Here is a 20,654-nt window from a genome sequence, read left to right as displayed (position 1 = left end):
ACAAAAAAGGCCACTCTTTCGAGTAGCCTTTTTTGATGTTTGGTTGCGGGAGCCGGATTTGAACCGACGACCTTCGGGTTATGAGCCCGACGAGCTACCAGACTGCTCCATCCCGCGTCTGTGTGGCTCATTCTATAGAGATGCGCTCGGGTGTCAACCTCAATTTCCGATAAAACCTCTTCCCGTTCAATCGGTTAGCGTTCAAAAGGGGAGGCCGATCGGTCTGTGAGGCAGGCAGGGCAAGGCCTGTGGGTCTATTGAAAGCAACTTTTCGATTGAAAAAACAAATTCACAATCGACTCTTCCTACGATTGGAAAAGAACATTCAGACTACTGGTGCTATATACAGGTGTCGGTGAGATACTGTTTATCCGGCACGCCATGACGCCTTTTCTTTGCCATGAACACGGCTTTGCTATGACTCAACGCAAGATCATCCACGTCGATTGTGACTGTTTCTATGCAGCCATCGAGATGCGCGACGACCCACGCCTCGCCGGTAAACCACTGGCGGTAGGTGGGTCGGCGGACCGGCGCGGGGTGATCGCCACCTGCAATTATGAGGCGCGGGCGTACGGGGTGCGTTCGGCGATGTCCTCCGGGCATGCCTTGAAGCTGTGCCCCGACCTGACCATCGTCAAGCCACGCATGGATGCTTATAGAGAAGCGTCCAGGGAGATTCACACGATCTTTCGCGATTACACCGAGATCATCGAGCCACTCTCGCTCGATGAGGCGTACCTCGATGTGTCGGACAGCGCGCATTTCGCTGGCAGTGCAACGCGAATCGCCCAGGACATCCGGCGTCGGGTCTCCAACCAGTTGCATATCACCGTGTCGGCGGGCGTGGCGCCGAACAAGTTTCTGGCCAAGATCGCCAGTGACTGGAAAAAGCCCAATGGCCTGTTTGTCATCACTCCGGACCAGGTCGAGGACTTTGTCAGCGGTTTGCCCGTGAACAAGTTGCACGGGGTCGGCAAAGTCACCGCCGACAAGCTCGGCAAGCTGGGGATCACCGATTGCCTCCAATTGCGCGAGTGGGACAAGTTGGCGCTGGTGCGTGAGTTCGGCAGCTTTGGCGAGCGACTCTGGAGCCTTGCCCGTGGGATCGATGACCGTGTGGTGCACAACGACAGTCGTCGTCAGTCGATCAGTGTTGAAAATACCTACGACGTTGATCTGCCGGACCTGAAGAGCTGCCTGGACAAGTTGCCCGAGCTGCTGGAGACCCTGGCGGGTCGCATGGCGCGAATCGACAGCAGCTATCGTCCGGGCAAGCCATTCGTCAAAGTGAAGTTCCACGACTTCACCCAGACTACATTGGAGCAGGCCGGGGCAGGGCGGGATCTGGGGAGTTATCAGTTGATGCTGACCCAGGCCTTCAATCGCGGCGGTAAACCGGTGCGGTTGTTGGGGGTCGGTGTGCGGCTGGAGGACTTGCGGGGCGGGTTCGAGCAGATGGAGTTGTTTGAGCGGTAGCGGAAGATAGAGGTTTGGTGGTGAATGTCAGGCCGCCTTCGCGAGCAGGCTCGCGAAGGCTTCTGGCTTTTTAGTTCAGCCCCGGATTCGCCACCAGTCGCTCGCCATTCCGGGCCAGCGATTTCAGGAATTCGGTCTGCAATTCGGGATCATTGCGCGTCAGTTCGATCAGGCTCTGTTCCAGTTCGCTGGCTTCTTCTTCAAGACCCAGCTCCGATAAGCGCTTGACCCGGTGGACCCACTGATTGACTTCGTCGCCTTCGAGATCGTCATAAATCAGCCCGTGGGCCTCATAGAGCTTGCTGCGCAAGGTGCTGCTGACGGCTAGCGAGGAGTCGGTGTGTACGTCGTCCTGGGCATCCTCGACACGAATCAGCAATCGGCTCAGATGATTGATGTCATGTTCGGCGAACGGATTGTCCAACAGATTCAGGCGCAACACGCCGTTTTTGTCGGTGGTCAGTTCGAAGGTTTCCTTGCCGGCCTTGACCTCGACCGGGCGCTCACTCCAGGGCAGGCTTGAGTACTCCGTGCGCTTGTCGCGCTGGACTTCATCAATACCGGCCAGGTTCTGCTGCGCGCGACCGTGGGACTGCGTGTTCATGAACGGGTTGAGCCCGGCGAAACCGTAGCTCAGCCAGTCCTTGGTCACGCTGTCCGGCAGATTGCCGAGGGCGAACACATTGACCACGTTGGCACCGACACCCGCCACCACGGCCACCGCGCCCAGCGGGATTTCGTAGATCTCCCGCCAGGGTTGGTACGGCGTATAGCGGTCGTAGTGACGCGTGACTTCGTATTCAGTGACTTCGAAAGTCTTCTGCTCGTGGATTTTCACCCGCCGTTGCGGCAGCTCAAGCACCTTGGGCTCACCGACATCGATCTGCAGGCTGTGATCGAGCAATTTGCGCTCGACCCGTTCCTCTTGCTCGCTGCGTTGCGACATGTGGTTGGCACAGCCGCTGACCAGCAGGGCGCCGCACAAGGCGGCACCACCGAGGCCTAAGGTGTTTCGCTTGAACATGACGTCTCAATATCTGCTATCAGCGGCGGATGCGGGCCTGAAGGAAGGACAGCACGTCGGCGACCGGTAGCGCTTGTGCGTCGGCCTCGGTACGGCTCTTGTATTCCAGGTTGCCTTCGGCCAGGCCGCGGTCGCTGACCACGATCCGGTGTGGAATGCCGATCAGTTCCATGTCTGCGAACTTGATGCCCGGGCTGGTTTTCTTGTCGCGGTCGTCCAGCAGCACTTCGAAGCCGGCAGCGGTGAGTTCCGCGTACAGCTTGTCGGTGGCTTCGCGAACCTGCTCGGTCTCGTAGCGCAGCGGCACCAGGGCAATCTGGAATGGCGCGAGGGTGTCGCTCCAGATGATCCCTTTTTCGTCGTTGTTCTGCTCGATGGCAGCTGCCACCACGCGGGACACGCCGATACCGTAGCAGCCCATTTCCAGGGTGACCGGCTTGCCGTTCTCGCCCAGCACTTCGCATTTCATCGCTTTGCTGTACTTGTTGCCCAGCTGGAAGATGTGCCCGACTTCGATGCCGCGCTTGATCTCCAGGGTGCCCTTGCCGTCCGGGCTCGGGTCGCCGGCCACGACGTTGCGCAGGTCGGCAACGGTTGGAACAGGCAGGTCGCGCTCCCAGTTCACACCGAAGTAGTGTTTGTCATCGATGTTGGCACCGATGCCGAAGTCGCTCATCAGCTCGACCGAACGGTCGATGATGATCGGCAGCGGCAGGTTCAACGGGCCGAGGGAACCGGCACCAGCGCCGATGGCGTCGCGTAGTTCGCTTTCCGATGCCATGACCAGAGGGCTGGCAACGCCTGGCTGGTTGGCAGCCTTGATTTCGTTCAGCTCATGGTCGCCACGGATGATCAGGGCAATCAGCTTGCCTTTCTCTTCTGCGTGCACCACGAGGGTCTTGATGGTTTTCTCGATCGGCAGGTTGAAGCCTTCGACCAGTTGCGCAATGGTCTTGGCGTTCGGGGTGTCGACCAGGCGCAGCTCTTCGCTCGGTGCGGCGCGGGAAGTTTCGCGGGGCACGGCTTCGGCTTTCTCGATGTTCGCCGCGTAGTCGGAACCGTTGCTGAACACGATGTCGTCTTCACCGGACTCGGCCAGTACGTGGAACTCGTGGGAACCGGCACCGCCGATGGAGCCGTTATCGGCTTCTACAGGGCGGAACTTCAGGCCCAGACGGGTGAACACGTTGCAGTAGGCCTGGTGCATGCGGTCATAGGTGACCTGCAACGAAGGCTGGTCGGCGTGGAACGAGTAGGCGTCCTTCATGATGAATTCGCGGCCGCGCATCAAGCCGAAACGTGGGCGGATTTCGTCACGGAATTTGGTCTGGATCTGGTACAGGTTGATCGGCAGCTGCTTGTAGCTGCTCAATTCGTTACGCATCAGATCGGTGATGACTTCTTCGTGGGTGGGACCTGCGCAGAAGTCGCGACCGTGGCGATCCTTGAAGCGCAGCAATTCAGGGCCGTACTCTTCCCAGCGCCCGGATTCCTGCCACAGCTCAGCCGGTTGGGTGCTCGGCATCAACACTTCGAGAGAGCCGGCGGCGTTCATTTCTTCACGAACGACGGCTTCGACCTTGCGCATTACCCGCAAGCCCATCGGCAGCCAGGTGTACAGGCCCGAGGCGAGCTTGCGGATCATGCCGGCGCGCAGCATCAGCTGGTGGCTGATCACGACCGCATCGGAAGGCGTTTCTTTCTGTGTGGCGAGCAAAAATTGACTGGTGCGCATGGTTGGCCGTTATCGATTGCTGATGACGAGAAATGACGGAGCATTGTACGGGCGAGATCCGCTGGCGTACAGGCGTGCGGTCGGCGGTGTGGCAGGAGGGCGCGATTCACTCGACCCTCCGCGATTCTTCCTGCGTAAGGGACTACGACTCTTCGGCGACCGGAGTCTGTATCGGTTCCGGTGTCGGTGTAGGGCCTGCACGGCGGTTCTCCTGGAACCAGTGCAAGGCGATCAACAGCAGGGTCGGGACGCCTAGCAGGGCGGTGATCAGGAAGAAGTTGTGGTAACCGAATTTTTCCACCATGACCCCGGAGTAGCCGCCGATCAGGCGTGGCAGCAGCAGCATGATCGAGCTGAGCAGGGCGTATTGGGTGGCGGAGAACTTGAGGTTGGTCAGGCTCGACAGGTAGGCCACGAAGGCCGAGGTCGCCAGGCCTGAACTGAAATTGTCCAGGGAGATGGTCAGCACCAGCATGTTCAGGTTGGGGCCCATGTCGGCGAGCATCAGGAACAGGATGTTGGTCGCCGCGGATGCGACACCGCCGATGAACAGGATCGGCAGGATGCCGAAACGCACGATCAGCAGGCCGCCCATGCCAGCGCCGACCAGGGTCATGATCAGGCCGAAGATTTTGCTGACGCTGGCGATCTGGTCCTTGGTGAAGCCCTGGTCGATGTAGAACACGTTGGCCATCACGCCCATGACCGTATCGGACATCCGATAGGTAGCGATCAAGCCGAGCAGCAGCAGCGCTTGCCAGCGGTATCGCAGAATGAAGTCGTTGACCGGTGTAAGCACTGGCGCCAGGCCACGACGGCCCATGGCCGAGAGGCACAGGGCGGTGAGGGTGGTGTAGAGGATCGCGCGCAGGAAAGCGCGGTCTTCGAGCAGCAGGTCAAGCAGGCTCACGCCCTGGAACAGCACGCTGGCGAAGTCGGTGTTGTAGAGCTGGGTGAACATGGCCGGCACCGAAACCAGCAGCACGATCAGCACGAACACCGACGCCAGTTGGTGCGCGAAGCTGTAGCGCCCGGCCTGCAGTTGCGTGCGCAACGGTACTGGCGGTTCGCGCATGAACAGACTGGTCAGCAGTGCCGGGACCATCAGGGCACCGAACAGGATGTAAGTGCCAGCCCAGGCCGAATGCTTGTAGTTGAAGCCGGTGGAGCCAAAGCCTTCGGCGAAGAAGAGCGCGCCTGCGGTAGCCAGCAGCGCAGCGACCCGGTAACCGGACATGTAGCTGGCGGCGAGCGCGGCCTGGCGGTTGTCTTCGGCGATTTCCAGGCGGTAGGCGTCGACCGCGATGTCCTGCGTCGCTGATGCGAAAGCGACGACGACGGCAATGGCGATCAGCCAGGACAAATGCTTTTGCGGGTCGCAGAAACCCATCCCGATCAGGCCAAGGATGACCAGTGCCTGAGACAGCACGAGCCAGGATCGTCGTCGACCGAGTTTGCCGAGCAATGGCAGTCGCCATTGGTCGAGCAAGGGTGACCAGACCCATTTGAAGGCATACGCCAGGCCGATCAGGCTTGCATAGCCAATGGTTTCACGAGCCACGCCAGCTTCACGCAGCCAGACTGAAAGTGTCGAAAACACCAGCATGTAGGGCAGGCCGGCGGCGAAACCAAGCAGCAACAGCACGAGTGTCGAGGGGCTGGCATAAGCGGCGAGCGCGGCGCGCCAGGTTTTACGGGGCATGGGCTGGAGTCTGCCTCAAGAAATACGGAAACAAAGCGCGCACTCTAACCGCTGTGCTCTACCGGACGCCAGCCATGGCGCTGAATATCAACACGATTGTTCAGGATACTGATGCCCTCCATGCGTAATCGTGCGCGCTGCTCATCACCCGAAGGGCTGCCCGCCGGCAGGCTGATACGCCCGTTTGCGCCTAGAACACGGTGCCAGGGCAACTTGCTGTCGCCGGGCAGTTGACTGAGGGTGCGCCCGACCCAGCGGGCGGCGCGACCCAGTCCTGCAAGCTCGGCCAGTTGGCCGTAGCTGACGACTTTGCCCTCGGGGACTTGTGCCAGTGTCAAATACAACGCCGTGCGTCGGATTTGCGCTGCGCTCTCGGGTTCATCGGTTGGATCGGTCACGTCCGTCAGTCCTGAAGAAATGTGCTTTACCGTCTGTAGAGTAATTCCCGCACAGGAAGTTGAGAAATGAACTCAACAGAAATAGTCGGGTCAGTCCTTGTCAGGGCTTTGTTCCTACGGATAATGCGGACTTTTCTTGCAAGCCTGAGCCCGTATTTTGCTTATGTTGTCCAGATCCCTGCTGTGTCTCGCCGTCCTTGGTGCTTCCACTCCCTCGCTAGCCGATACCGTGTGGTTGAAGAACGGTGACAAGCTGAGCGGCAAGATTACGCTGTTCGATGGCGGCAAGCTGCTGATCCAGACCGAATACGCCGGTGCGGTGACGATCGACTGGAAACAAGTCAAGACCCTGGACAGCGATCAGGAGTTGCTGGTCAAGCAGGATGCCTACAGTGGCGAGAAAGCCAAATCGCTGAAGGCGGCGGACGACGGCAAGGTCACGCTGGCCAACGGCGAGGCACCGAAGACGGTCGAACTGGCGAGCATCCAGCAGATTCTCAAGCCAAAACCGGTGGTCGAGGATCTGGTGTGGAAAGGCAACGTCGATGTCGCGCTGGATTATCAGCGGGCGGAAAACGACACCGATGACTACGACATCGATTTCAAGACCAGTGCGCGACACGGGCGCTGGCGGCACACCGCTGAAGGTGAATACAACCGTGAGTTCCAGGACGACGTGGTGACCACGGACAACTGGCGGGCGGAATACTCCATCGACCGATTCCTGACCGAACAATGGTTCTGGCAGGGGCGCCTGGTCTACAAACGCGACAAGATCGAAGGCCTTTCCCGGCAACGCACGGTCGGTACCGGTCCCGGCTATCAGTTCTGGGATAACGAGCTCGGGGCGTTCTCCCTGGGCTCGCTGATCAACCGTACGGACTATGAATTTTCCGATGGCGGCAAAGACAACTTCTACGCCCTGGCCATGAAGTGGGACTACAACCGCTACCTGGTCGGCAAGCGCGTCGAGTTCTTTACCAATGGCGAGGTTGGTAAGCCGCTGTCGGGTGTGGCCGACTACGCGCTCGATGCCGAGATGGGGTTGCGCTACAAGGTGACTGACTGGGCTTCGCTGAACCTGAAGGCGGAGCGCGATATCATCAGCGGCACTGACGATGCGGATCTGGACAAGACACGCTACACCGCAGGGTTTGGCGTGACCTGGTAAGAGCAAAAAAAGATAGCCGCCTTCGACAGTTCCCGCAGGGTCAACCCCGGAGCTGTCGAAGGCGGCTATCTTTTTTGGCGTGGACAAAACACCCGCCCACAAAAAAGCCCCGCTGTTGAGGGCGGGGCTTTTTACTAAAGCAAGTACAAGTTAGATAACTTGAACTTCTTCAGCTTGCATGCCTTTCTGACCGCGGGTAGCGATGAAAGAAACCTGTTGGCCTTCTTTCAGGCTTTTGAAGCCGTCGGACTGGATAGCTTTGAAGTGAACGAACAGGTCGTCACCGGATTGTGGAGTGATGAAGCCGAAGCCTTTTTCATCGTTGAACCACTTAACGGTACCGGTTTGGCGATTAGACATGGTGTAACTCCTTGAACAAAGATAACTGCGACTCAGGAAGAACCCTGGCCGAGACTGAGTGCAAAGAGCAGGAAAAATTCTTGTAGATGGTTGGATCGAAATTCAACATATCGTGTAGAGATTCTCAGTGACACAAGCAGCACAGTGACGCCACCTTAACCCTTTTTCCGGAACGTGCCAATGCTTCTTGCACAGGTTTCTCTGTTTTAAGGATCGGCGGTGTGACGGTTCGTCGCCAGAGCAGGTAATTCCTGCCTGTTCGGCGAGAAATGCACCGCGGACTTTGAACCCGGCGGCGCGCCCGGTAAGATGCCGGACAGAATTTTTCGACCTCGCTATTCAGGACACCCGCCATGAGCATCAAATCGGACAAGTGGATTCGCCGCATGGCGCAGGAACACGGCATGATCGAGCCTTTCGTCGAGCGCCAGATGCGCGGCAGCGACGATAGCCGTGTGATCTCCTACGGCGTGTCGAGCTACGGCTACGATGTGCGTTGCACCAATCATTTCAAGGTGTTCACCAACATCAATTCGGCCATCGTCGACCCGAAGAACTTCGATGCCGGCAGCTTCGTCGACATCCACAGCGACGTGTGCATCATTCCGCCGAACTCGTTCGCCCTGGCCAGCACCGTCGAATACTTCCGCATTCCGCGTAACGTTTTGACCATTTGCCTGGGTAAAAGCACCTACGCGCGCTGCGGCATCATCGTCAACGTCACGCCGCTCGAGCCTGAGTGGGAAGGCCACGTGACCCTGGAGTTCTCCAACACCACCAATCTGCCGGCGAAAATCTACGCGAACGAAGGCGTGGCGCAGATGCTGTTCCTTGAGTCTGACGAAGAGTGTGAAGTGTCCTACAAGGACCGTGGCGGCAAGTATCAGGGCCAGCGTGGCGTGACCCTGCCGCGCACCTGAGTCAACCGTCTGACAAATGTCGGGAATTCCTGAGCGAGCGTACACTCTATGGGGTGTACTGTTCCGATCCGCGCAAGGCGGGTCGGGCCATCGCTCAGGAGTGCCGAATGAAGATCGATCCGCGAATCAGTGCCGAACTGGCAAGGCTTGAACCCAATCAGGTTGGCGTTCTGGCCTGGTCCTTGTTGGCACATCCGCCCGTCAGCATGGCAGGGGGTATTCCCGGCCAGCCTGATCCTGATACCCCGAATGAACAGCCCAATGAACCGGGCGAGCCCACGCTGCCGGATGAGCCGCCGCCTGCTCCTGTTGTCTGATTACCAGTTACTACAGATCAAAATAATGTGGGAGCGAGCCTGCTCGCGATAGCGGTCGATCAGTCAACATCAATGCCGGCTGTACCACCGCTATCGCGAGCAAGCTCGCTCCCACAGGTTTTGCAGTAGACGTTACTTCAGGTTGCCGCTGAGGAACTGCTTCAACCGCTCGCTTTTCGGCTTGCCCAGCACGTCTTCCGGCGCGCCTTCTTCCTCAACCAGGCCGTGGTGCAGAAACAGCACTTGGCTGGACACTTTGCGGGCGAAGCTCATTTCGTGGGTCACCATGATCATGGTCCGGCCTTCTTCGGCCAGGCCCTGGATCACCTTGAGCACTTCACCCACCAGTTCCGGATCCAGCGCCGAGGTCGGTTCGTCGAACAGCATGACCTCCGGCTCCATGGCCAGTGCGCGGGCAATCGCTACCCGTTGTTGCTGACCGCCGGACAGGAAGGCCGGGTATTGGTCCGCCACACGGGAGGCCAGCCCCACCTTGTCGAGGTAACGCCGGGCGCGGTCCTCGGCTTCTTTCCTGTCGCAGCCCAGCACCCGGCGCGGCGCCATGGTGATGTTTTCCAGCACTGTCATGTGGCTCCACAGGTTGAAATGCTGGAACACCATGGCCAGGCGGGTGCGAATCCGCTGCAGTTCATCGGCGTCGGCCACGTGCATGCCGTGACGATCCTTGATCATGCGGATGTTCTGCCCGTCGAGGCTCATGGCGCCGTCGTTGGGTTGTTCCAGGAAGTTGATGCAGCGCAGAAAGGTACTTTTACCCGAGCCGCTGGCGCCGATCAGGCTGATGACGTCGCCGGTCTTGGCCTTGAGCGAAACACCTTTGAGGACTTCATGGTCGCCGTAGCTTTTATGCAGGCCTTCGATGGTCAGTTTGTACATGGGGCGTGCATCCTCAAGGCGAAAGTAGATAGCCGCTGCGATAGGCTTCGGTGCCCGCGACGTGGGCGATCACCATGCCGGCAGTGGCCATGCGGCGCAGCGAACGGGCGTACATCAGCCCGGCTGTAGCGCAATGAACGGGAGTGACCAGATCGTTGACCGGATCAATGATCTCGGCGATCAGTTGCCCTGCTTCCAGGTACTCACCCGGCAACGCGGTGAACACCAGCAGCCCGCCCACCGGCGTGGCCACCGGCTCAACACCGGCCAGCGGAGTCGCCGGGTAGGGCAGGTCGGGCAGGGGCGCGGGTTCGCCGGCGATTGCGCCGAAATGGATCAGGTAGTCGATCAGCGCCTGGCAGTCGAGGCTCGCCAGCGGGTGATTGACGTCGCCCTGACCGCGCAGTTCGACGGTCACCGAAAAACTGCCTGGCGGAATGTCGAAGTGCTCGCCGAAGCGCTCCTTCAACTGCCACCAGAGCAGGGTGAAGCATTCGTCGAACGACTGACCACCGGAATCGGTTGCCAGCAGGCTGGCTTCGGCGCCGATATAACGGGCCAGCGGCTCGACCTGCGGCCAGGCATCCGGCGTGGTGTAGAGGTGAGCGACCGCTTCGAAATCGCAATGCAGGTCTAGCACCATGTCGGCGTCGCAGGCCAATCGTTGCAGGGTCAGGCGCTGGGATTGCAATTGGGTGGCGGCGGTCTGCCGGGCCAGCGCATCGCGCAGGTTGCTGCGGATCAGTTGCAGGTTGTGCTGCGGATCGTCACCGAGCTTGCCTTCGATCGCGTTGCCGACTTCCTCACTGAGGTCGACGAACCAGCGGTTGAAGTTCTGGCCGCTTTCCAGCTCGTAGCGACCCAGCGGCACATCCATCAGTACCTGTTCCAGGCCCACCGGGTTGGCGACGGGTACCAGCACGATTTCGCTGCGCAGGCGACCGGCGGCTTCCAGCTCCGCCAGGCGTTGCTTGAGGTGCCAGGCCACCAGCATGCCGGGCATTTCGTCGGCGTGCAGGGAGGCCTGGATGTAGATCTTGCCGTTGGCCGGTTGGGGGCCGAAGTGAAAGCTGTGGATCTGTCGTGCGGTCCCCGGCAGCGGGGCCAGCAGGTCATGTTTCTGGTGGCGCATCTGTTGTTTCCTGAAGCTGGTTGAGACCTAGTGGGTCGGGCCGAGGAAGGCCAGCCATCGGCGTTCGGCAAGGCGGAACAGGCCGACCAGCGCAAAAGTGACGGTCAGGTAGATCAGCGCGGCGATGCCGAACGACTGGAAGGTCAGGAAGGTCGCCGAGTTGGCGTCCCGCGCGACTTTCAGGATGTCCGGGATGGTCGCGGTGAAGGCCACGGTGGTCGAGTGCAGCATCAGGATCACTTCGTTGCTGTAGTACGGCAACGAGCGACGCAAGGCCGATGGCATGATCACGTAGGCATACAGTTTCCAGCCAGTCAGGCCATAAGCCTTGGCCGCTTCGACTTCACCGTGGTTCATGCTGCGAATGGCCCCGGCGAAGATCTCCGTGGTATAGGCGCAGGTGTTCAGGGCGAAGGCCAGGATCGTGCAGTTCATCGCATCGCGAAAGAATGCGTCCAGTACTGGCTGAGCTCGAATGGCGGCCAGACTGTAGATCCCCGTGTAACAGATCAATAGCTGAATATAGAGCGGCGTGCCACGGAACAGGTAGGTATAGAACTGCACCGGCCAACGGATGTAGAAGCGCGGCGATACACGGGCGATGGACAGCGGGATCGACACGATAAAACCGAAGAAGATCGACGCGCTGAGCAGCCACATGGTCATGGCCAGGCCAGTGATGTTGTTGCCGTCGCTATAGAGGAAGGGTTTCCAGTATTCCTGCAGAAGTTCGATCATCGTACGGCCTCCCGGGTACCGGCGGAGTAACGACGTTCGAGCCAGCGCAGAATGAAGTTGGACGCGCTGGTGATCACCAGATAGATCAGCGCTGCAATTACCAGGAAGTAAAACAGCCGATAGCTGCTTTTACCGGCGTCCTGGGCAGCCTTGACCAGGTCGGCGAGGCCGATGATCGACACCAGCGCGGTGGCCTTGAGCATCACCATCCAGTTGTTACCGATACCCGGCAGGGCATAACGCATCATCTGCGGGAACACCACGATCCAGAAACGCTGGCCGCGCTTGAGGCCATAGGCGGTGGCCGCTTCGACCTGACCCCGTGGGACGGCGAGAATCGCGCCACGGAAGGTTTCAGTGAAATACGCACCGTAGATGAAACCCAGGGTGATGACCCCGGCACTGAACGGGTTGATCTCGATGTATTCCCATTCCATGTAATCGGTAAAAGAAGTCAGCCAGGTTTGCAGGCTGTAGAAGATCAACAGCATCAGGACCAGGTCCGGAACGCCGCGAATGAGTGTGGTGTAGAGCTGGGCAGGCACGCGCATCAGTTTGACTTTTGACAGCTTGGCACTGGCGCCGAGCAGCCCGAGCAACACGGCTACCAACAGCGACAACGCCGACAACTTGATCGTCATCCAGGTGCCTTGCATCAGCAACGGACCGAAGCCCTTGAGGCTGAAGGCAGAGAGCCCCAGATTTTCTAATAGGTTTTCGAACATAAATCAGCAACCTGATCGGATGAAAAAAGCGCCCATCGAGAGATGGGCGCCGGGCATTATTTGCCGCTGTACAGGTTCAGATCGCCAAAGTGTTTCTTCTGAATGGTGGCGTAGGTGCCATCATCGTGTAACGCTTTGATACCTTTATCCAAAAGTGCTTTCAGCTCGGTGTTACCTTTCTTAATGCCAACGGCCGTTTTGGCTGGCAGCAAAGCGTTGTCGACCGGCTTGGTGACATCGTAGTCGGCACCCTGTGGAGACTTCAGGAAGCCCAGTTCGGCTTGCAGCATGTCCTGGATCCCTGCATCGAGACGACCCGAAGTCAGGTCGGCGTAGACCTGATCCTGGTTGGCGTAAGCCTGGGTTTTCACCCCGGCCTTGTCCAGAACGGCCTTGGCATAGGCTTCCTGAATGGTGCCTTGTTCGTAACCGACGGTTTTGCCCTTGAGCGAGGCAACGTCTTCAGTCACGCCGGAACCTTTCTTGAACACGTAGGCGGTAGGGCCGGAGAACAACTCGCTGGAGAAGTCGATGGCTTTTTCGCGGGCTTCAGTAACGGTCATCGACGAGATCACACCGTCGAATTTATTGGCTTTCAGACCCGGAATCATGCCGTCGAAATCGCTTTCGACCCACTTGCACTTGACCTTCAGTTCGGCGCAGATCGCGTTCCCCAGATCGATGTCAAAGCCTACCAGGCTGCCATCGGCCGCTTTCGACTCGAACGGTGCGTAGGAAGGGTCAACGCCGAAACGCAGTTCTTTGTACTCCTTCGCCATGGCGGAGCCAGCAGCCATGCACAACGCCAGTGCAGAAAGGGTCAGCAATGCTTTTTTCATTATTCAATCCCTAAAAACCAATATGAGCGCTTGTGGCGCAGAATTATTGTTACTGGAAAGCGTAAGACCTGTTGAAAGTAGCAATTTCCGAACCAGAGTGCCGAACAAGCGTTTTAAAAGGTACTTGGAAATGGCCGGAAACAGATTTATGCACGAAAACGGGCGCAGGGAAATGGGTGCACCAAATCATCTCGCCACAAAAAACGGTTTGACTGAGCCGGGTCGCCAGGCTCTCTACCTCGTCGACACGACTTGTCCTTGCGTCAGCGCAACCGCGATGGCGATTCCACATTCAACCTCTATTTTGAATGTTGAATCGCTATCGTCGGAACGCCGCCCGGAGCCGGCTCGCTCCCACAGGTAAAGGGCGGGGTTACTTTCCTGGGGTCAGCGTCAACCGCGCCTTGCCATAGGCGTTGTCAAAGTTCTGCGGCTGCATTGGCAGGCTCATGTACTGGCCCTTGAGCCACGGTTCGATGCTGTTGAGGTAGTTCGGGCTGGCCGGGTTGCCGGATTGACCGGTGCCGTTCTGCGCCATCAGCGGTTCGGACTGGCCGAAGTCGACGATAAAGCGCATGGCTGGCGCCAGTATGGTGTTGAAGTCCTGGCCCCAAGCGAAGGCGGCCGTGTTGAGCGTGGTGTGATCGCCGCCGGCCGGCAGCGGGCCGCGTACGGTCTGGCCGCTGGCGTTTTTCCATTCATAGCGATGCAGTTTGCCCCACTGCCAGGCTTTGTGATCGCCGCCCAACTGGCTGTCGCCTGCGCTGATCGCGGCGGCGAGACTGCGAGCGAGGATCGCCGGTTTGTCTTCTTTCTGTGCGGTGCGCACGTCATCCCAGAACGGGCTGTCTTCACGCCCGAGCAAATGATCGGCCTGGGCCGCGTAGGACCGCTTGCCGTCGGCGACAAAGGCTTTCCACGCCGGGCTGCTTTCCGGGCCCAGTTCATCGAGGAAGATCTGCCGTGTGCTTTCCTGCAGGAACAACTCGTAGATGGCCGCATCGGTGGAGGTCGGGATGAGCTTGCCGTCGAACGCCATCAGGCGGCTGTAGGCTTCGTGTGCCTTGGCACGATCGGCCGGCGCCAAGGCGTCCATGGCTTGTTTGAGCGGCTGGGCCATGCCCGGCGCCTCGAACATTTTCTTCAGCTTGGCAGCGAAGGTGGTGGTCTGGTCGTATTGCATGGCGATCAGGCTGCGGCTGTCGTGTTTGCCTGCACCAGCCAGTTCGGCCAGGCGCTCGCCACGTTCCGGTGCCGCCCATGAGTTGGACAACTGCATGCCGTAGCCATGGGGAATGACCCGCTGGTTGGCGGTGCCGAGCCAGCCTTGGGCCGGGTCCTGGTCGTACGGGTGCAGCATCGGATCGGCATAACCGTCCCAATCGTAACGACCTTCCCAGCCCGGCGAGGGCAGCAGACCTTCGCCTTCGCGGCGGTTCGGGTAACGGCCGGTGACCTGCCAGCCGATGTGACTGGCGTCGGCGAACACCAGGTTCAGCGCGATGGCGCGGATTTCGCGGCTGGCATCCGAAGCTTTCTCGACGCTCTGGGCGCGGGACAGGTCGAAGAACGCGTCCAGGGTCTTGTCGTCGGTGAAGTTCGGCGTCTGCAAGGCCAGGCCGAAACCATTGGCCAGCGTGGTGCCTTGGGCGCTGTTGAGCAGCGGGCCATGGCGGGTTTCGTACACGGCTTCGCGAATCGAGCGCTGGCCTTTGACGAAGTAGGTTTCGTTACGCACGATCGCCGGCTGCCACTTCCCGGCGTTTTCGTAGGTGAGCCCGTTGCCCTGGCGCTTGATCTTCTCCAGGAACAGGTCCTGGTTGTCGCCCATCACGGACGTCATGCTCCACGCCACTTTGCCGTTGAAACCGCCAAGCACCATCGGCAGGCCCGCGATGGTCACGCCGGAAGCCTGATACTTCGGCGCGCGAATCTGCACGTAGCTGAACAACGAAGGCACGCCCAGCGGGCCGTGACTGTCACTGGCCAGCAGGCTCTTGCCGCTGCGACTGCGTTGCGGGGCGATGGCCCAGTTGTTCGACGAGGTGGCGCCCAGCAGGTTGAGATCAGACAGTTGGCCCGTGGCTTTGCTGAGTTCGGCCAGCCCCGGTACTTGCCCGTTGAGCTTGAGGCCTTGCAGTTTTTCGCTTTCGGTGGCCGGCAGTTTTTCGTCGGGAGCCGACGGCGTCAGCCACGCCAGTTTGTCGGTGGTGACGGTCTGGGCCAGCACCAGCGAGGAAATTTCTTCCGGCAGGTTAGTCGACTGGCTGAAGTTCAGCAGGCAGAAAATCAGCGCCGAATCTTCCGGCTGCCAGTATTCAGGCTTGTAGCCGGTGGCTGCCAGATCCGCCGGCAGTTTGTCGCGGTAGCGGAACAGGTAGGCGTTGACCCCCCGCGCATAGACTTCGAAGAAACGCTTGAGGCGCGGCGAAGAAGCCTTGTACAACTCGCCAGCACTTTTCTTCAGGTTGACCGCCCGCATGTAGCGGTCGGCATCCAGCAGGTCGGCACCGTGCATCTCGGCCAAACGGCCCTGGGCCAGCAGGCGCAGGGTGACCATCTGGGTGATGCGGTCGCTGGCATGCACGTAACCGAGGGTGAACAGCGCGTCGTGGAAGCTGTTGCTTTCGATCAACGGCATGCCCATGGCATTACGGCGCACCGAAACGCTCTGCGCCAGGCCCTTGAGTGGTTGTACGCCGGAGGTCGGCGGGAGGGTGTCCTGGGCGTTGAAGTTCTGACAACCGGTCAGGCTCAACACACCGGCCACTGCTGCGGCAACGCCGAACCGGGGTAGAAAATGAGTAAGGGCTGGCGAGGCCATGGCAAAGCTCCTGCGGGGGTAGAGGCGGCGCGAAATAAAGGCGCTACGTTAGTGAGCGGGAGGTGGCCGCGCAAGCGGGGTACAAGGTTATTTCGGGATTTGTCTGATAAACCGGAAAGATCGCAGTCTTGCCAGTCGCAATGGGGGATGTTGAAGTGCGACACGCTCAACAATTCTGGAGAAAAGTCGGCATGGAGCTCAAGGCAAACGCGGCACTGATCATCATCGATCAACAAAAAGGCATCCTGCATCCCAGGCTCGGCCGCAGGAATAATCCCGAGGCCGAAGCGCGCATGCTGGAAATGCTCGGCCATTGGCGGCGCACCGCCCGGCCGGTGGTCCATGTGCTGCACCTGTCCCGCTCGGAGGACTCGGTATTCTGGCCGCAGCAGTCGGGGGTGGAGTTTCAGGAACGGTTTCAGCCAATGGCCGGTGAACGCTTGATCCAGAAGCAGGTGCCGGATGCGTTTTGTTCGACTGGGCTGGAGGCGCAGTTGCGCGAGGCGGGGATCGGGCAGTTGGTCATCGTCGGCGTCGCGACCCACAACTCGGTGGAATCCACGGCGCGTACCGCAGGCAACCTGGGGTTTGATACGTGGGTGGCCGAGGATGCGTGCTTTACCTTCGACAAGGCTGATTTTTTCGGCCATGCCCATAGCGCCGAAGAGGTGCATGGGATGTCGCTGGGGAATTTGCACGGTGAGTATGCGACGGTGGTCAGCAGTGCACAGATTCTGTCAGCCGACTAAGTACCTGTGGGAGCGAGCTTGCTCCGGGCGGCATTCTGACGATGGCAGTCTGACTGACACACTCATGATGAATGTGCTGCCGTCATCGCGAGCAGGCTCGCTCCCACAGGAGGGGGTGGTGATTCAACAGGCGAAGCAAGCCTTCGCCCGAAGCATCAAGCGCCGTGGCACTTCTTGAATTTCTTGCCGTTGCCGCACGGGCACGGATCGTTGCGGCCGACATCTTTCAGGGCATTGCGCACCGGTTCCTGGTGAGCGTGGCCGCAGTTCGGACCGTGGACATGGCCGTGGTCGTGATCATGGTGGTGATGGTCATGATCATGATCGTGGTTGCAGTCAGGGCCGTGGACATGGGGTTGCTGGGTCATCGGTGTTGCTCCGGAATTAAATCGGCGGCGATTATCACGCCATTGCGCGCCAGGTGCACGTAGTGGGCGATGAATATACCGGTTTCCAGTTCACCTTCCAGACGATAGGGGATGGGTTGATCGGCTTTTTTCAGCAGTTTGGCCATTTCACGGACCTTGGACCACAGATTGGTGCGGATCGGCACCTTGAAGTAAGCGCTGTGCATGGGGCTGATGGTGAACCAGTGTTCGTACTCGCCGTCGGCCAGCAGTATGTCACCCAGGTGAACGCGATACTCCAGACTGCGCACCGTCAGGTCGCTGTCGTTGGGGTTGTCGATGCGAAAGTGCAGGAGGAATTTCTGTTCCAGCAGTTTGGCGCTGACCACCTCGACCTTCACCAGATGGACCTCGGGGTCCGGCAAGTCGTCGTCGAACCACGACGCACAGCCGCCGAGTCCCAGTGTCAGGAACAACGTGAGCAGACAGAGTGCGCCGCGGCGGATGATCATCGTGGTGTTTCTCCCTTGAGCCCAGTCTAGACCCAAAAGATCGCAGCCTTCGACCGCTCTTGCGCGGTGGACAGTCACTCCATGTCCTAGCTGCTGAAATACCCTGCACAACACTTCTTGAACTTCTGCCCGCTCGCGCACGGGCAGGCGTCATTGCGTCCAGTCTTGAGTGGCACGGTCGGGTCGATGAAGTACCAGCGACCGGTGTTTTGCACAAATGACGAACGCTCTCGATGACTGTGCTCGCCATTGCTGTCGTGCCAACGCGCGGTGAAGGTCACGAAAGCGTGTTCAGGTTGGCCACCCAGCACTTCGGAGCTTTCCACCTCAAGGCCAAGCCACGTGCTTTGCGCGCTCCAGTCGCTGATCGATTGACGATCCAGGCCGGCCTGTTGGGCGGGCAGGGTGGTGGCCACCAGATAGTCGACCAACCCCAGCACGTAGGCGCTGTAGCGCGAGCGCATCAAGGCTTCCGCGCACGGTGCCGGGTGTCCTTCATGGTAGTGACCGCAGCAGGCGTCGAGCAGGGTGCCGCTGCCGCATGGGCAAATGGATGTACTCATTGCATTACCACCAGTATTTCCCGAAGTTTTCCGGATTGGCCCAGAAGCGCGAATTGAGCCAGTCGGGGACTTGTTTGTATTCAAGCAGATCATAGGTGAACAGGGTCAGGACCTGTTCGTCCCTCTGAAAGCGTTCGCTGGCTTGCAGAGCCAGGGAGAAAAAGTCCGTTTCCTGCCAGCCGCAGGCCGGGAGATCCGCCAGCACTGCGATGCGGCTGGCGTTGAGGTTGCGGATGCCGCCCAGCAGGTTCAGGCCGTCGCGCTTGGGCAAATGCTCCAGGCAATCGACCACCAGGGCCAGGTCGAAACGGCGGGCAGCCAGCTCGGCGGGCAATGGCCCGGGGGCAGCGAAAGCGACGCAGCTGTCCGGGTGAGCGAGCTTGAAAGCCTCCAGTGCCGGGAATTCGCTGGCGCCGATCAACAACAGGCGTGCGGGGGCATATCGGTCAAGTAACGCGGCCAGTGCCTGTTGTGGCGTGCGTGAAGAAATACCTGCAATCATCGAAGATCCTCAATCAGATCTGCCAAGACTAGCCTGCCCTAACGTTCGGGCCTAGAGCGCCCTGACGACAAAAGCGCCAACCTGCCGTTAATACGCGAATAAACAGCATGGCCTATTGCTGGCGGAGTTTAAAACTCGGGTCTTTACTACCTGAATCGGTTCTAAGCCGATCCAACAGGAGAAAACTAGATGAGCATAGTTCGGACAGCATTACCCTTGGTTCTGTTAACCAGTGTCTTGACTGGTTGCGCAGGTTTGCAGAAAACCGACTGGCCGACCTGTGCGGCGGTTGGTGGTGTCGTGGGGGCGGGCCTCGGTGCGACCGAAAGCTCGGCATGGGCAGGGTATGGTGCTCTGCTCGTCGGCGGTACGGCAGCGGCTTATTGCTGGGTACACGGTGATGGCGACGAAGACGGCGATGGCGTGCCGGATAGTCGCGACAAGTGCCCAGGCACGCCAAAAGGCGTTCAGGTCGATGCCAACGGTTGCCCTCCTCCAGCACCTGTGGTCGAAGAGGCGGTTGTGGTCAAAGAAGAAACCATCGTCATTCGCGATGTCCACTTCCAGTTTGATAAAGCCACGCTTACCTCGTCCGACAAACAGGTACTCGACAAGATTGCCACTCGCTTGAAAGCCGAAGCCCCTACCGCTCAACTGACCGTGACCGGCCATACCGACAGCGTGGGCAGTGACACCTACAACCAGAAACTGTCGGATAAACGCGCCCACTCGGTGGTTGAATACCTCATCGAGCAAGGCGTACCTCGCAGCAACTTCGTGTCGGTTGTCGGTGCCGGTGAAAGCCAGCCGGTTGCTGACAACAAAACCGCTGACGGTCGTGCTCAGAACCGTCGCACCGAAATCAAAATCCAGCGTTAAGCCCCCTCGCATCCGCGCCTTGTGCAGTCGCGGATGCGGGTCTTTACTCCTGTGTAACCGGTATGGGCCGGTACACAGGAGCTTTCAATATGATCGTTCTCACAAGGACCGTCTTGCCGGTTCTGCTACTTGGCAGCCTCTTGACCGGCTGCGCGACCCACAGTGATGGCACTGCCCCCCTCAATCAACGCACCTGGCCAATTTGCAGCCTCATCGGCGGCCTGGTCGGTGGTGGTCTGGGCGCAATCGAGAGTGGTGCCTGGGCCGCGGGTGGGGCTGCACTGGGTGTCTTGTCCGGCGGCTTGATCTGCTATGCCCAGGATGGCGACGAAGACGGTGACGGCGTTTTCGACCGGCGCGACCGTTGCGCTGATACTCCTGCCAATACCCCGGTCGACCATCGCGGTTGCCCGGCGCCGCAGTACCCGGACAGCGTCCAGGCCGAGCCTGCGCAATCCGAAGTCATTACGCTGAGCGATGTACTGTTTGTCTTCAATCAATCCGACCTGACCCCGACGGCGAAGAGTCAACTGGACGCGTTGATGAGCAAGTTCGAGGATGCCGATGTGGTCAGCATCAAGGTGGTCGGCCATACCGACAGCGTCGGTTCGGATGCCTATAACCAGAGCTTGTCGGAGCGGCGTGCCAGCAGCGTGGCGGAATACCTGTTGAGCCAGGGTGTGGCGCCGAACAAAGTCACCAGCGAAGGCAAGGGCAAGAGCCAACCGATTGCTGACAACGAAACAGAAGAGGGCCGTGCGAAAAACCGTCGTGTGGAGCTGCATATAAACCGCTGAGCCAAGAGATAGAGCCGTCGGGCGACGGGTGTGATCGCTGCGAC

Annotated in this window: 22 protein-coding genes and 1 tRNA gene; 7 read left to right on the top strand and 16 right to left on the bottom strand. The window is 59.5% G+C overall.

Going from position 1 to position 20,654, the window contains the following annotated elements; translation table 11 throughout:
- Positions 1–40: 40 nt before the first annotated feature.
- Positions 41–117: transfer RNA gene (locus KGB07_RS13575), tRNA-Met, on the bottom strand.
- Between the two features lie 300 nt (positions 118–417).
- Between KGB07_RS13575 and dinB the strand changes: the two genes are divergently transcribed.
- Complete coding sequence (gene dinB, locus KGB07_RS13570) at positions 418–1,479, top strand: DNA polymerase IV (protein ID WP_223465602.1); 1,062 nt, start codon at positions 418–420, stop codon at positions 1,477–1,479.
- A 70-nt stretch (positions 1,480–1,549) separates the two neighbouring features.
- On the opposite strand, the gene KGB07_RS13565 is transcribed toward dinB, so the two are convergent.
- From KGB07_RS13565 to KGB07_RS13550, 4 genes are all read right to left on the bottom strand, one after another.
- Complete coding sequence (locus KGB07_RS13565) at positions 1,550–2,503, bottom strand: hypothetical protein (RefSeq protein WP_223465600.1); 954 nt, start codon at positions 2,501–2,503, stop codon at positions 1,550–1,552.
- A gap of 19 nt (positions 2,504–2,522) precedes the next feature.
- Positions 2,523–4,238, bottom strand: coding sequence for a proline--tRNA ligase (locus KGB07_RS13560; RefSeq protein WP_046041196.1), 1,716 nt, complete (start codon positions 4,236–4,238; stop codon positions 2,523–2,525).
- 142 nt (positions 4,239–4,380) lie between these two features.
- Positions 4,381–5,940, bottom strand: coding sequence for an AmpG family muropeptide MFS transporter (locus KGB07_RS13555; RefSeq protein ID WP_223465599.1), 1,560 nt, complete (start codon positions 5,938–5,940; stop codon positions 4,381–4,383).
- Between the two features lie 44 nt (positions 5,941–5,984).
- Complete coding sequence (locus tag KGB07_RS13550) at positions 5,985–6,338, bottom strand: MGMT family protein (protein WP_046041200.1); 354 nt, start codon at positions 6,336–6,338, stop codon at positions 5,985–5,987.
- Between the two features lie 163 nt (positions 6,339–6,501).
- Here KGB07_RS13550 and KGB07_RS13545 point away from each other — a divergent pair, with 163 nt between their 5' ends.
- The gene (locus KGB07_RS13545; RefSeq protein WP_223465598.1) at positions 6,502–7,509 is read left to right on the top strand and encodes a DUF481 domain-containing protein; all 1,008 of its coding nucleotides are present in this window, start codon (positions 6,502–6,504) and stop codon (positions 7,507–7,509) included.
- A gap of 150 nt (positions 7,510–7,659) precedes the next feature.
- On the opposite strand, the gene KGB07_RS13540 is transcribed toward KGB07_RS13545, so the two are convergent.
- Entirely contained in the window at positions 7,660–7,869 is a 210-nt protein-coding gene (locus tag KGB07_RS13540; RefSeq protein WP_002554837.1) for a cold-shock protein, read from the bottom strand.
- Positions 7,870–8,222: 353 nt separating this feature from the next.
- Between KGB07_RS13540 and dcd the strand changes: the two genes are divergently transcribed.
- Positions 8,223–8,789 carry a dCTP deaminase gene (gene dcd / locus KGB07_RS13535; RefSeq protein WP_007940589.1) on the top strand — a complete coding sequence of 189 codons (567 nt, stop codon included), beginning with the start codon at positions 8,223–8,225 and terminating at the stop codon, positions 8,787–8,789.
- A 107-nt stretch (positions 8,790–8,896) separates the two neighbouring features.
- Positions 8,897–9,106, top strand: coding sequence for a hypothetical protein (locus KGB07_RS13530; protein WP_008052149.1), 210 nt, complete (start codon positions 8,897–8,899; stop codon positions 9,104–9,106).
- 132 nt (positions 9,107–9,238) lie between these two features.
- Here KGB07_RS13530 and KGB07_RS13525 read toward each other — a convergent pair whose 3' ends face one another.
- From KGB07_RS13525 to KGB07_RS13500, 6 genes are all read right to left on the bottom strand, one after another.
- A complete protein-coding gene (locus KGB07_RS13525) occupies positions 9,239–10,003 on the bottom strand; it encodes an ABC transporter ATP-binding protein (protein ID WP_046041204.1) in 765 nt (254 codons plus the stop codon).
- 13 nt (positions 10,004–10,016) lie between these two features.
- Positions 10,017–11,135, bottom strand: coding sequence for a succinylglutamate desuccinylase/aspartoacylase family protein (locus tag KGB07_RS13520; RefSeq protein ID WP_046041205.1), 1,119 nt, complete (start codon positions 11,133–11,135; stop codon positions 10,017–10,019).
- Between the two features lie 27 nt (positions 11,136–11,162).
- Entirely contained in the window at positions 11,163–11,873 is a 711-nt protein-coding gene (locus KGB07_RS13515) for an ABC transporter permease (protein WP_027925663.1), read from the bottom strand.
- Positions 11,870–12,598 carry an ABC transporter permease gene (locus KGB07_RS13510; protein ID WP_223465597.1) on the bottom strand — a complete coding sequence of 243 codons (729 nt, stop codon included), beginning with the start codon at positions 12,596–12,598 and terminating at the stop codon, positions 11,870–11,872. The genes KGB07_RS13515 and KGB07_RS13510 overlap by 4 nt, the downstream gene beginning before the upstream one ends.
- A gap of 56 nt (positions 12,599–12,654) precedes the next feature.
- Positions 12,655–13,437, bottom strand: coding sequence for a transporter substrate-binding domain-containing protein (locus KGB07_RS13505; protein WP_046041211.1), 783 nt, complete (start codon positions 13,435–13,437; stop codon positions 12,655–12,657).
- 373 nt (positions 13,438–13,810) lie between these two features.
- Positions 13,811–16,261 (bottom strand): penicillin acylase family protein, encoded by a 2,451-nt coding sequence (locus KGB07_RS13500; RefSeq protein WP_223465596.1) that lies wholly within the window; start codon positions 16,259–16,261, stop codon positions 13,811–13,813.
- A 191-nt stretch (positions 16,262–16,452) separates the two neighbouring features.
- Between KGB07_RS13500 and KGB07_RS13495 the strand changes: the two genes are divergently transcribed.
- Positions 16,453–17,010, top strand: coding sequence for a cysteine hydrolase family protein (locus KGB07_RS13495; RefSeq protein ID WP_223465595.1), 558 nt, complete (start codon positions 16,453–16,455; stop codon positions 17,008–17,010).
- Between the two features lie 155 nt (positions 17,011–17,165).
- On the opposite strand, the gene KGB07_RS13490 is transcribed toward KGB07_RS13495, so the two are convergent.
- The 4 genes from KGB07_RS13490 to KGB07_RS13475 form a co-directional block, all read right to left on the bottom strand.
- Positions 17,166–17,378 carry an SEC-C metal-binding domain-containing protein gene (locus tag KGB07_RS13490; RefSeq protein ID WP_015093814.1) on the bottom strand — a complete coding sequence of 71 codons (213 nt, stop codon included), beginning with the start codon at positions 17,376–17,378 and terminating at the stop codon, positions 17,166–17,168.
- Positions 17,375–17,869 (bottom strand): LEA type 2 family protein, encoded by a 495-nt coding sequence (locus KGB07_RS13485; RefSeq protein ID WP_046041217.1) that lies wholly within the window; start codon positions 17,867–17,869, stop codon positions 17,375–17,377. The genes KGB07_RS13490 and KGB07_RS13485 overlap by 4 nt, the downstream gene beginning before the upstream one ends.
- A gap of 86 nt (positions 17,870–17,955) precedes the next feature.
- The gene (locus KGB07_RS13480) at positions 17,956–18,432 is read right to left on the bottom strand and encodes a YchJ family protein (protein ID WP_223465594.1); all 477 of its coding nucleotides are present in this window, start codon (positions 18,430–18,432) and stop codon (positions 17,956–17,958) included.
- A 4-nt stretch (positions 18,433–18,436) separates the two neighbouring features.
- A complete protein-coding gene (locus KGB07_RS13475) occupies positions 18,437–18,934 on the bottom strand; it encodes a DUF6231 family protein (protein ID WP_046041242.1) in 498 nt (165 codons plus the stop codon).
- Between the two features lie 189 nt (positions 18,935–19,123).
- Here KGB07_RS13475 and KGB07_RS13470 point away from each other — a divergent pair, with 189 nt between their 5' ends.
- Positions 19,124–19,813: an OmpA family protein gene (locus KGB07_RS13470; RefSeq protein ID WP_046041243.1), complete on the top strand. Its 690-nt coding sequence runs from the start codon at positions 19,124–19,126 to the stop codon at positions 19,811–19,813.
- A gap of 89 nt (positions 19,814–19,902) precedes the next feature.
- On the top strand, positions 19,903–20,610 hold the full coding sequence (locus tag KGB07_RS13465; protein WP_046041244.1) for an OmpA family protein: 708 nt from the start codon (positions 19,903–19,905) through the stop codon (positions 20,608–20,610).
- Positions 20,611–20,654: the final 44 nt, after the last annotated feature.

The sequence above is a fragment of the Pseudomonas sp. GL-RE-26 genome (assembly GCF_019956275.1).
GTDB classification, from domain to species: domain Bacteria; phylum Pseudomonadota; class Gammaproteobacteria; order Pseudomonadales; family Pseudomonadaceae; genus Aquipseudomonas; species Aquipseudomonas grandcourensis.
This window is presented reverse-complemented; position numbering and strand designations above follow the sequence as displayed.

Coding starts and splice junctions, on each gene's coding strand:
- KGB07_RS13555 (WP_223465599.1), bottom strand. CDS start 5,940: ATGCCCCGTAAAACCTGGCGCGCCGCGCTCGCCGCTTATGCCAGCCCC.
- KGB07_RS13565 (WP_223465600.1), bottom strand. CDS start 2,503: ATGTTCAAGCGAAACACCTTAGGCCTCGGTGGTGCCGCCTTGTGCGGC.
- dcd (WP_007940589.1), top strand. CDS start 8,223: ATGAGCATCAAATCGGACAAGTGGATTCGCCGCATGGCGCAGGAACAC.
- KGB07_RS13495 (WP_223465595.1), top strand. CDS start 16,453: ATGGAGCTCAAGGCAAACGCGGCACTGATCATCATCGATCAACAAAAA.
- KGB07_RS13475 (WP_046041242.1), bottom strand. CDS start 18,934: ATGATTGCAGGTATTTCTTCACGCACGCCACAACAGGCACTGGCCGCG.
- KGB07_RS13525 (WP_046041204.1), bottom strand. CDS start 10,003: ATGTACAAACTGACCATCGAAGGCCTGCATAAAAGCTACGGCGACCAT.
- KGB07_RS13510 (WP_223465597.1), bottom strand. CDS start 12,598: ATGTTCGAAAACCTATTAGAAAATCTGGGGCTCTCTGCCTTCAGCCTC.
- KGB07_RS13470 (WP_046041243.1), top strand. CDS start 19,124: ATGAGCATAGTTCGGACAGCATTACCCTTGGTTCTGTTAACCAGTGTC.
- KGB07_RS13560 (WP_046041196.1), bottom strand. CDS start 4,238: ATGCGCACCAGTCAATTTTTGCTCGCCACACAGAAAGAAACGCCTTCC.
- KGB07_RS13545 (WP_223465598.1), top strand. CDS start 6,502: ATGTTGTCCAGATCCCTGCTGTGTCTCGCCGTCCTTGGTGCTTCCACT.
- KGB07_RS13485 (WP_046041217.1), bottom strand. CDS start 17,869: ATGATCATCCGCCGCGGCGCACTCTGTCTGCTCACGTTGTTCCTGACA.
- KGB07_RS13500 (WP_223465596.1), bottom strand. CDS start 16,261: ATGGCCTCGCCAGCCCTTACTCATTTTCTACCCCGGTTCGGCGTTGCC.
- KGB07_RS13530 (WP_008052149.1), top strand. CDS start 8,897: ATGAAGATCGATCCGCGAATCAGTGCCGAACTGGCAAGGCTTGAACCC.
- dinB (WP_223465602.1), top strand. CDS start 418: ATGACTCAACGCAAGATCATCCACGTCGATTGTGACTGTTTCTATGCA.
- KGB07_RS13540 (WP_002554837.1), bottom strand. CDS start 7,869: ATGTCTAATCGCCAAACCGGTACCGTTAAGTGGTTCAACGATGAAAAA.
- KGB07_RS13515 (WP_027925663.1), bottom strand. CDS start 11,873: ATGATCGAACTTCTGCAGGAATACTGGAAACCCTTCCTCTATAGCGAC.
- KGB07_RS13465 (WP_046041244.1), top strand. CDS start 19,903: ATGATCGTTCTCACAAGGACCGTCTTGCCGGTTCTGCTACTTGGCAGC.
- KGB07_RS13520 (WP_046041205.1), bottom strand. CDS start 11,135: ATGCGCCACCAGAAACATGACCTGCTGGCCCCGCTGCCGGGGACCGCA.
- KGB07_RS13505 (WP_046041211.1), bottom strand. CDS start 13,437: ATGAAAAAAGCATTGCTGACCCTTTCTGCACTGGCGTTGTGCATGGCT.
- KGB07_RS13490 (WP_015093814.1), bottom strand. CDS start 17,378: ATGACCCAGCAACCCCATGTCCACGGCCCTGACTGCAACCACGATCAT.
- KGB07_RS13480 (WP_223465594.1), bottom strand. CDS start 18,432: ATGAGTACATCCATTTGCCCATGCGGCAGCGGCACCCTGCTCGACGCC.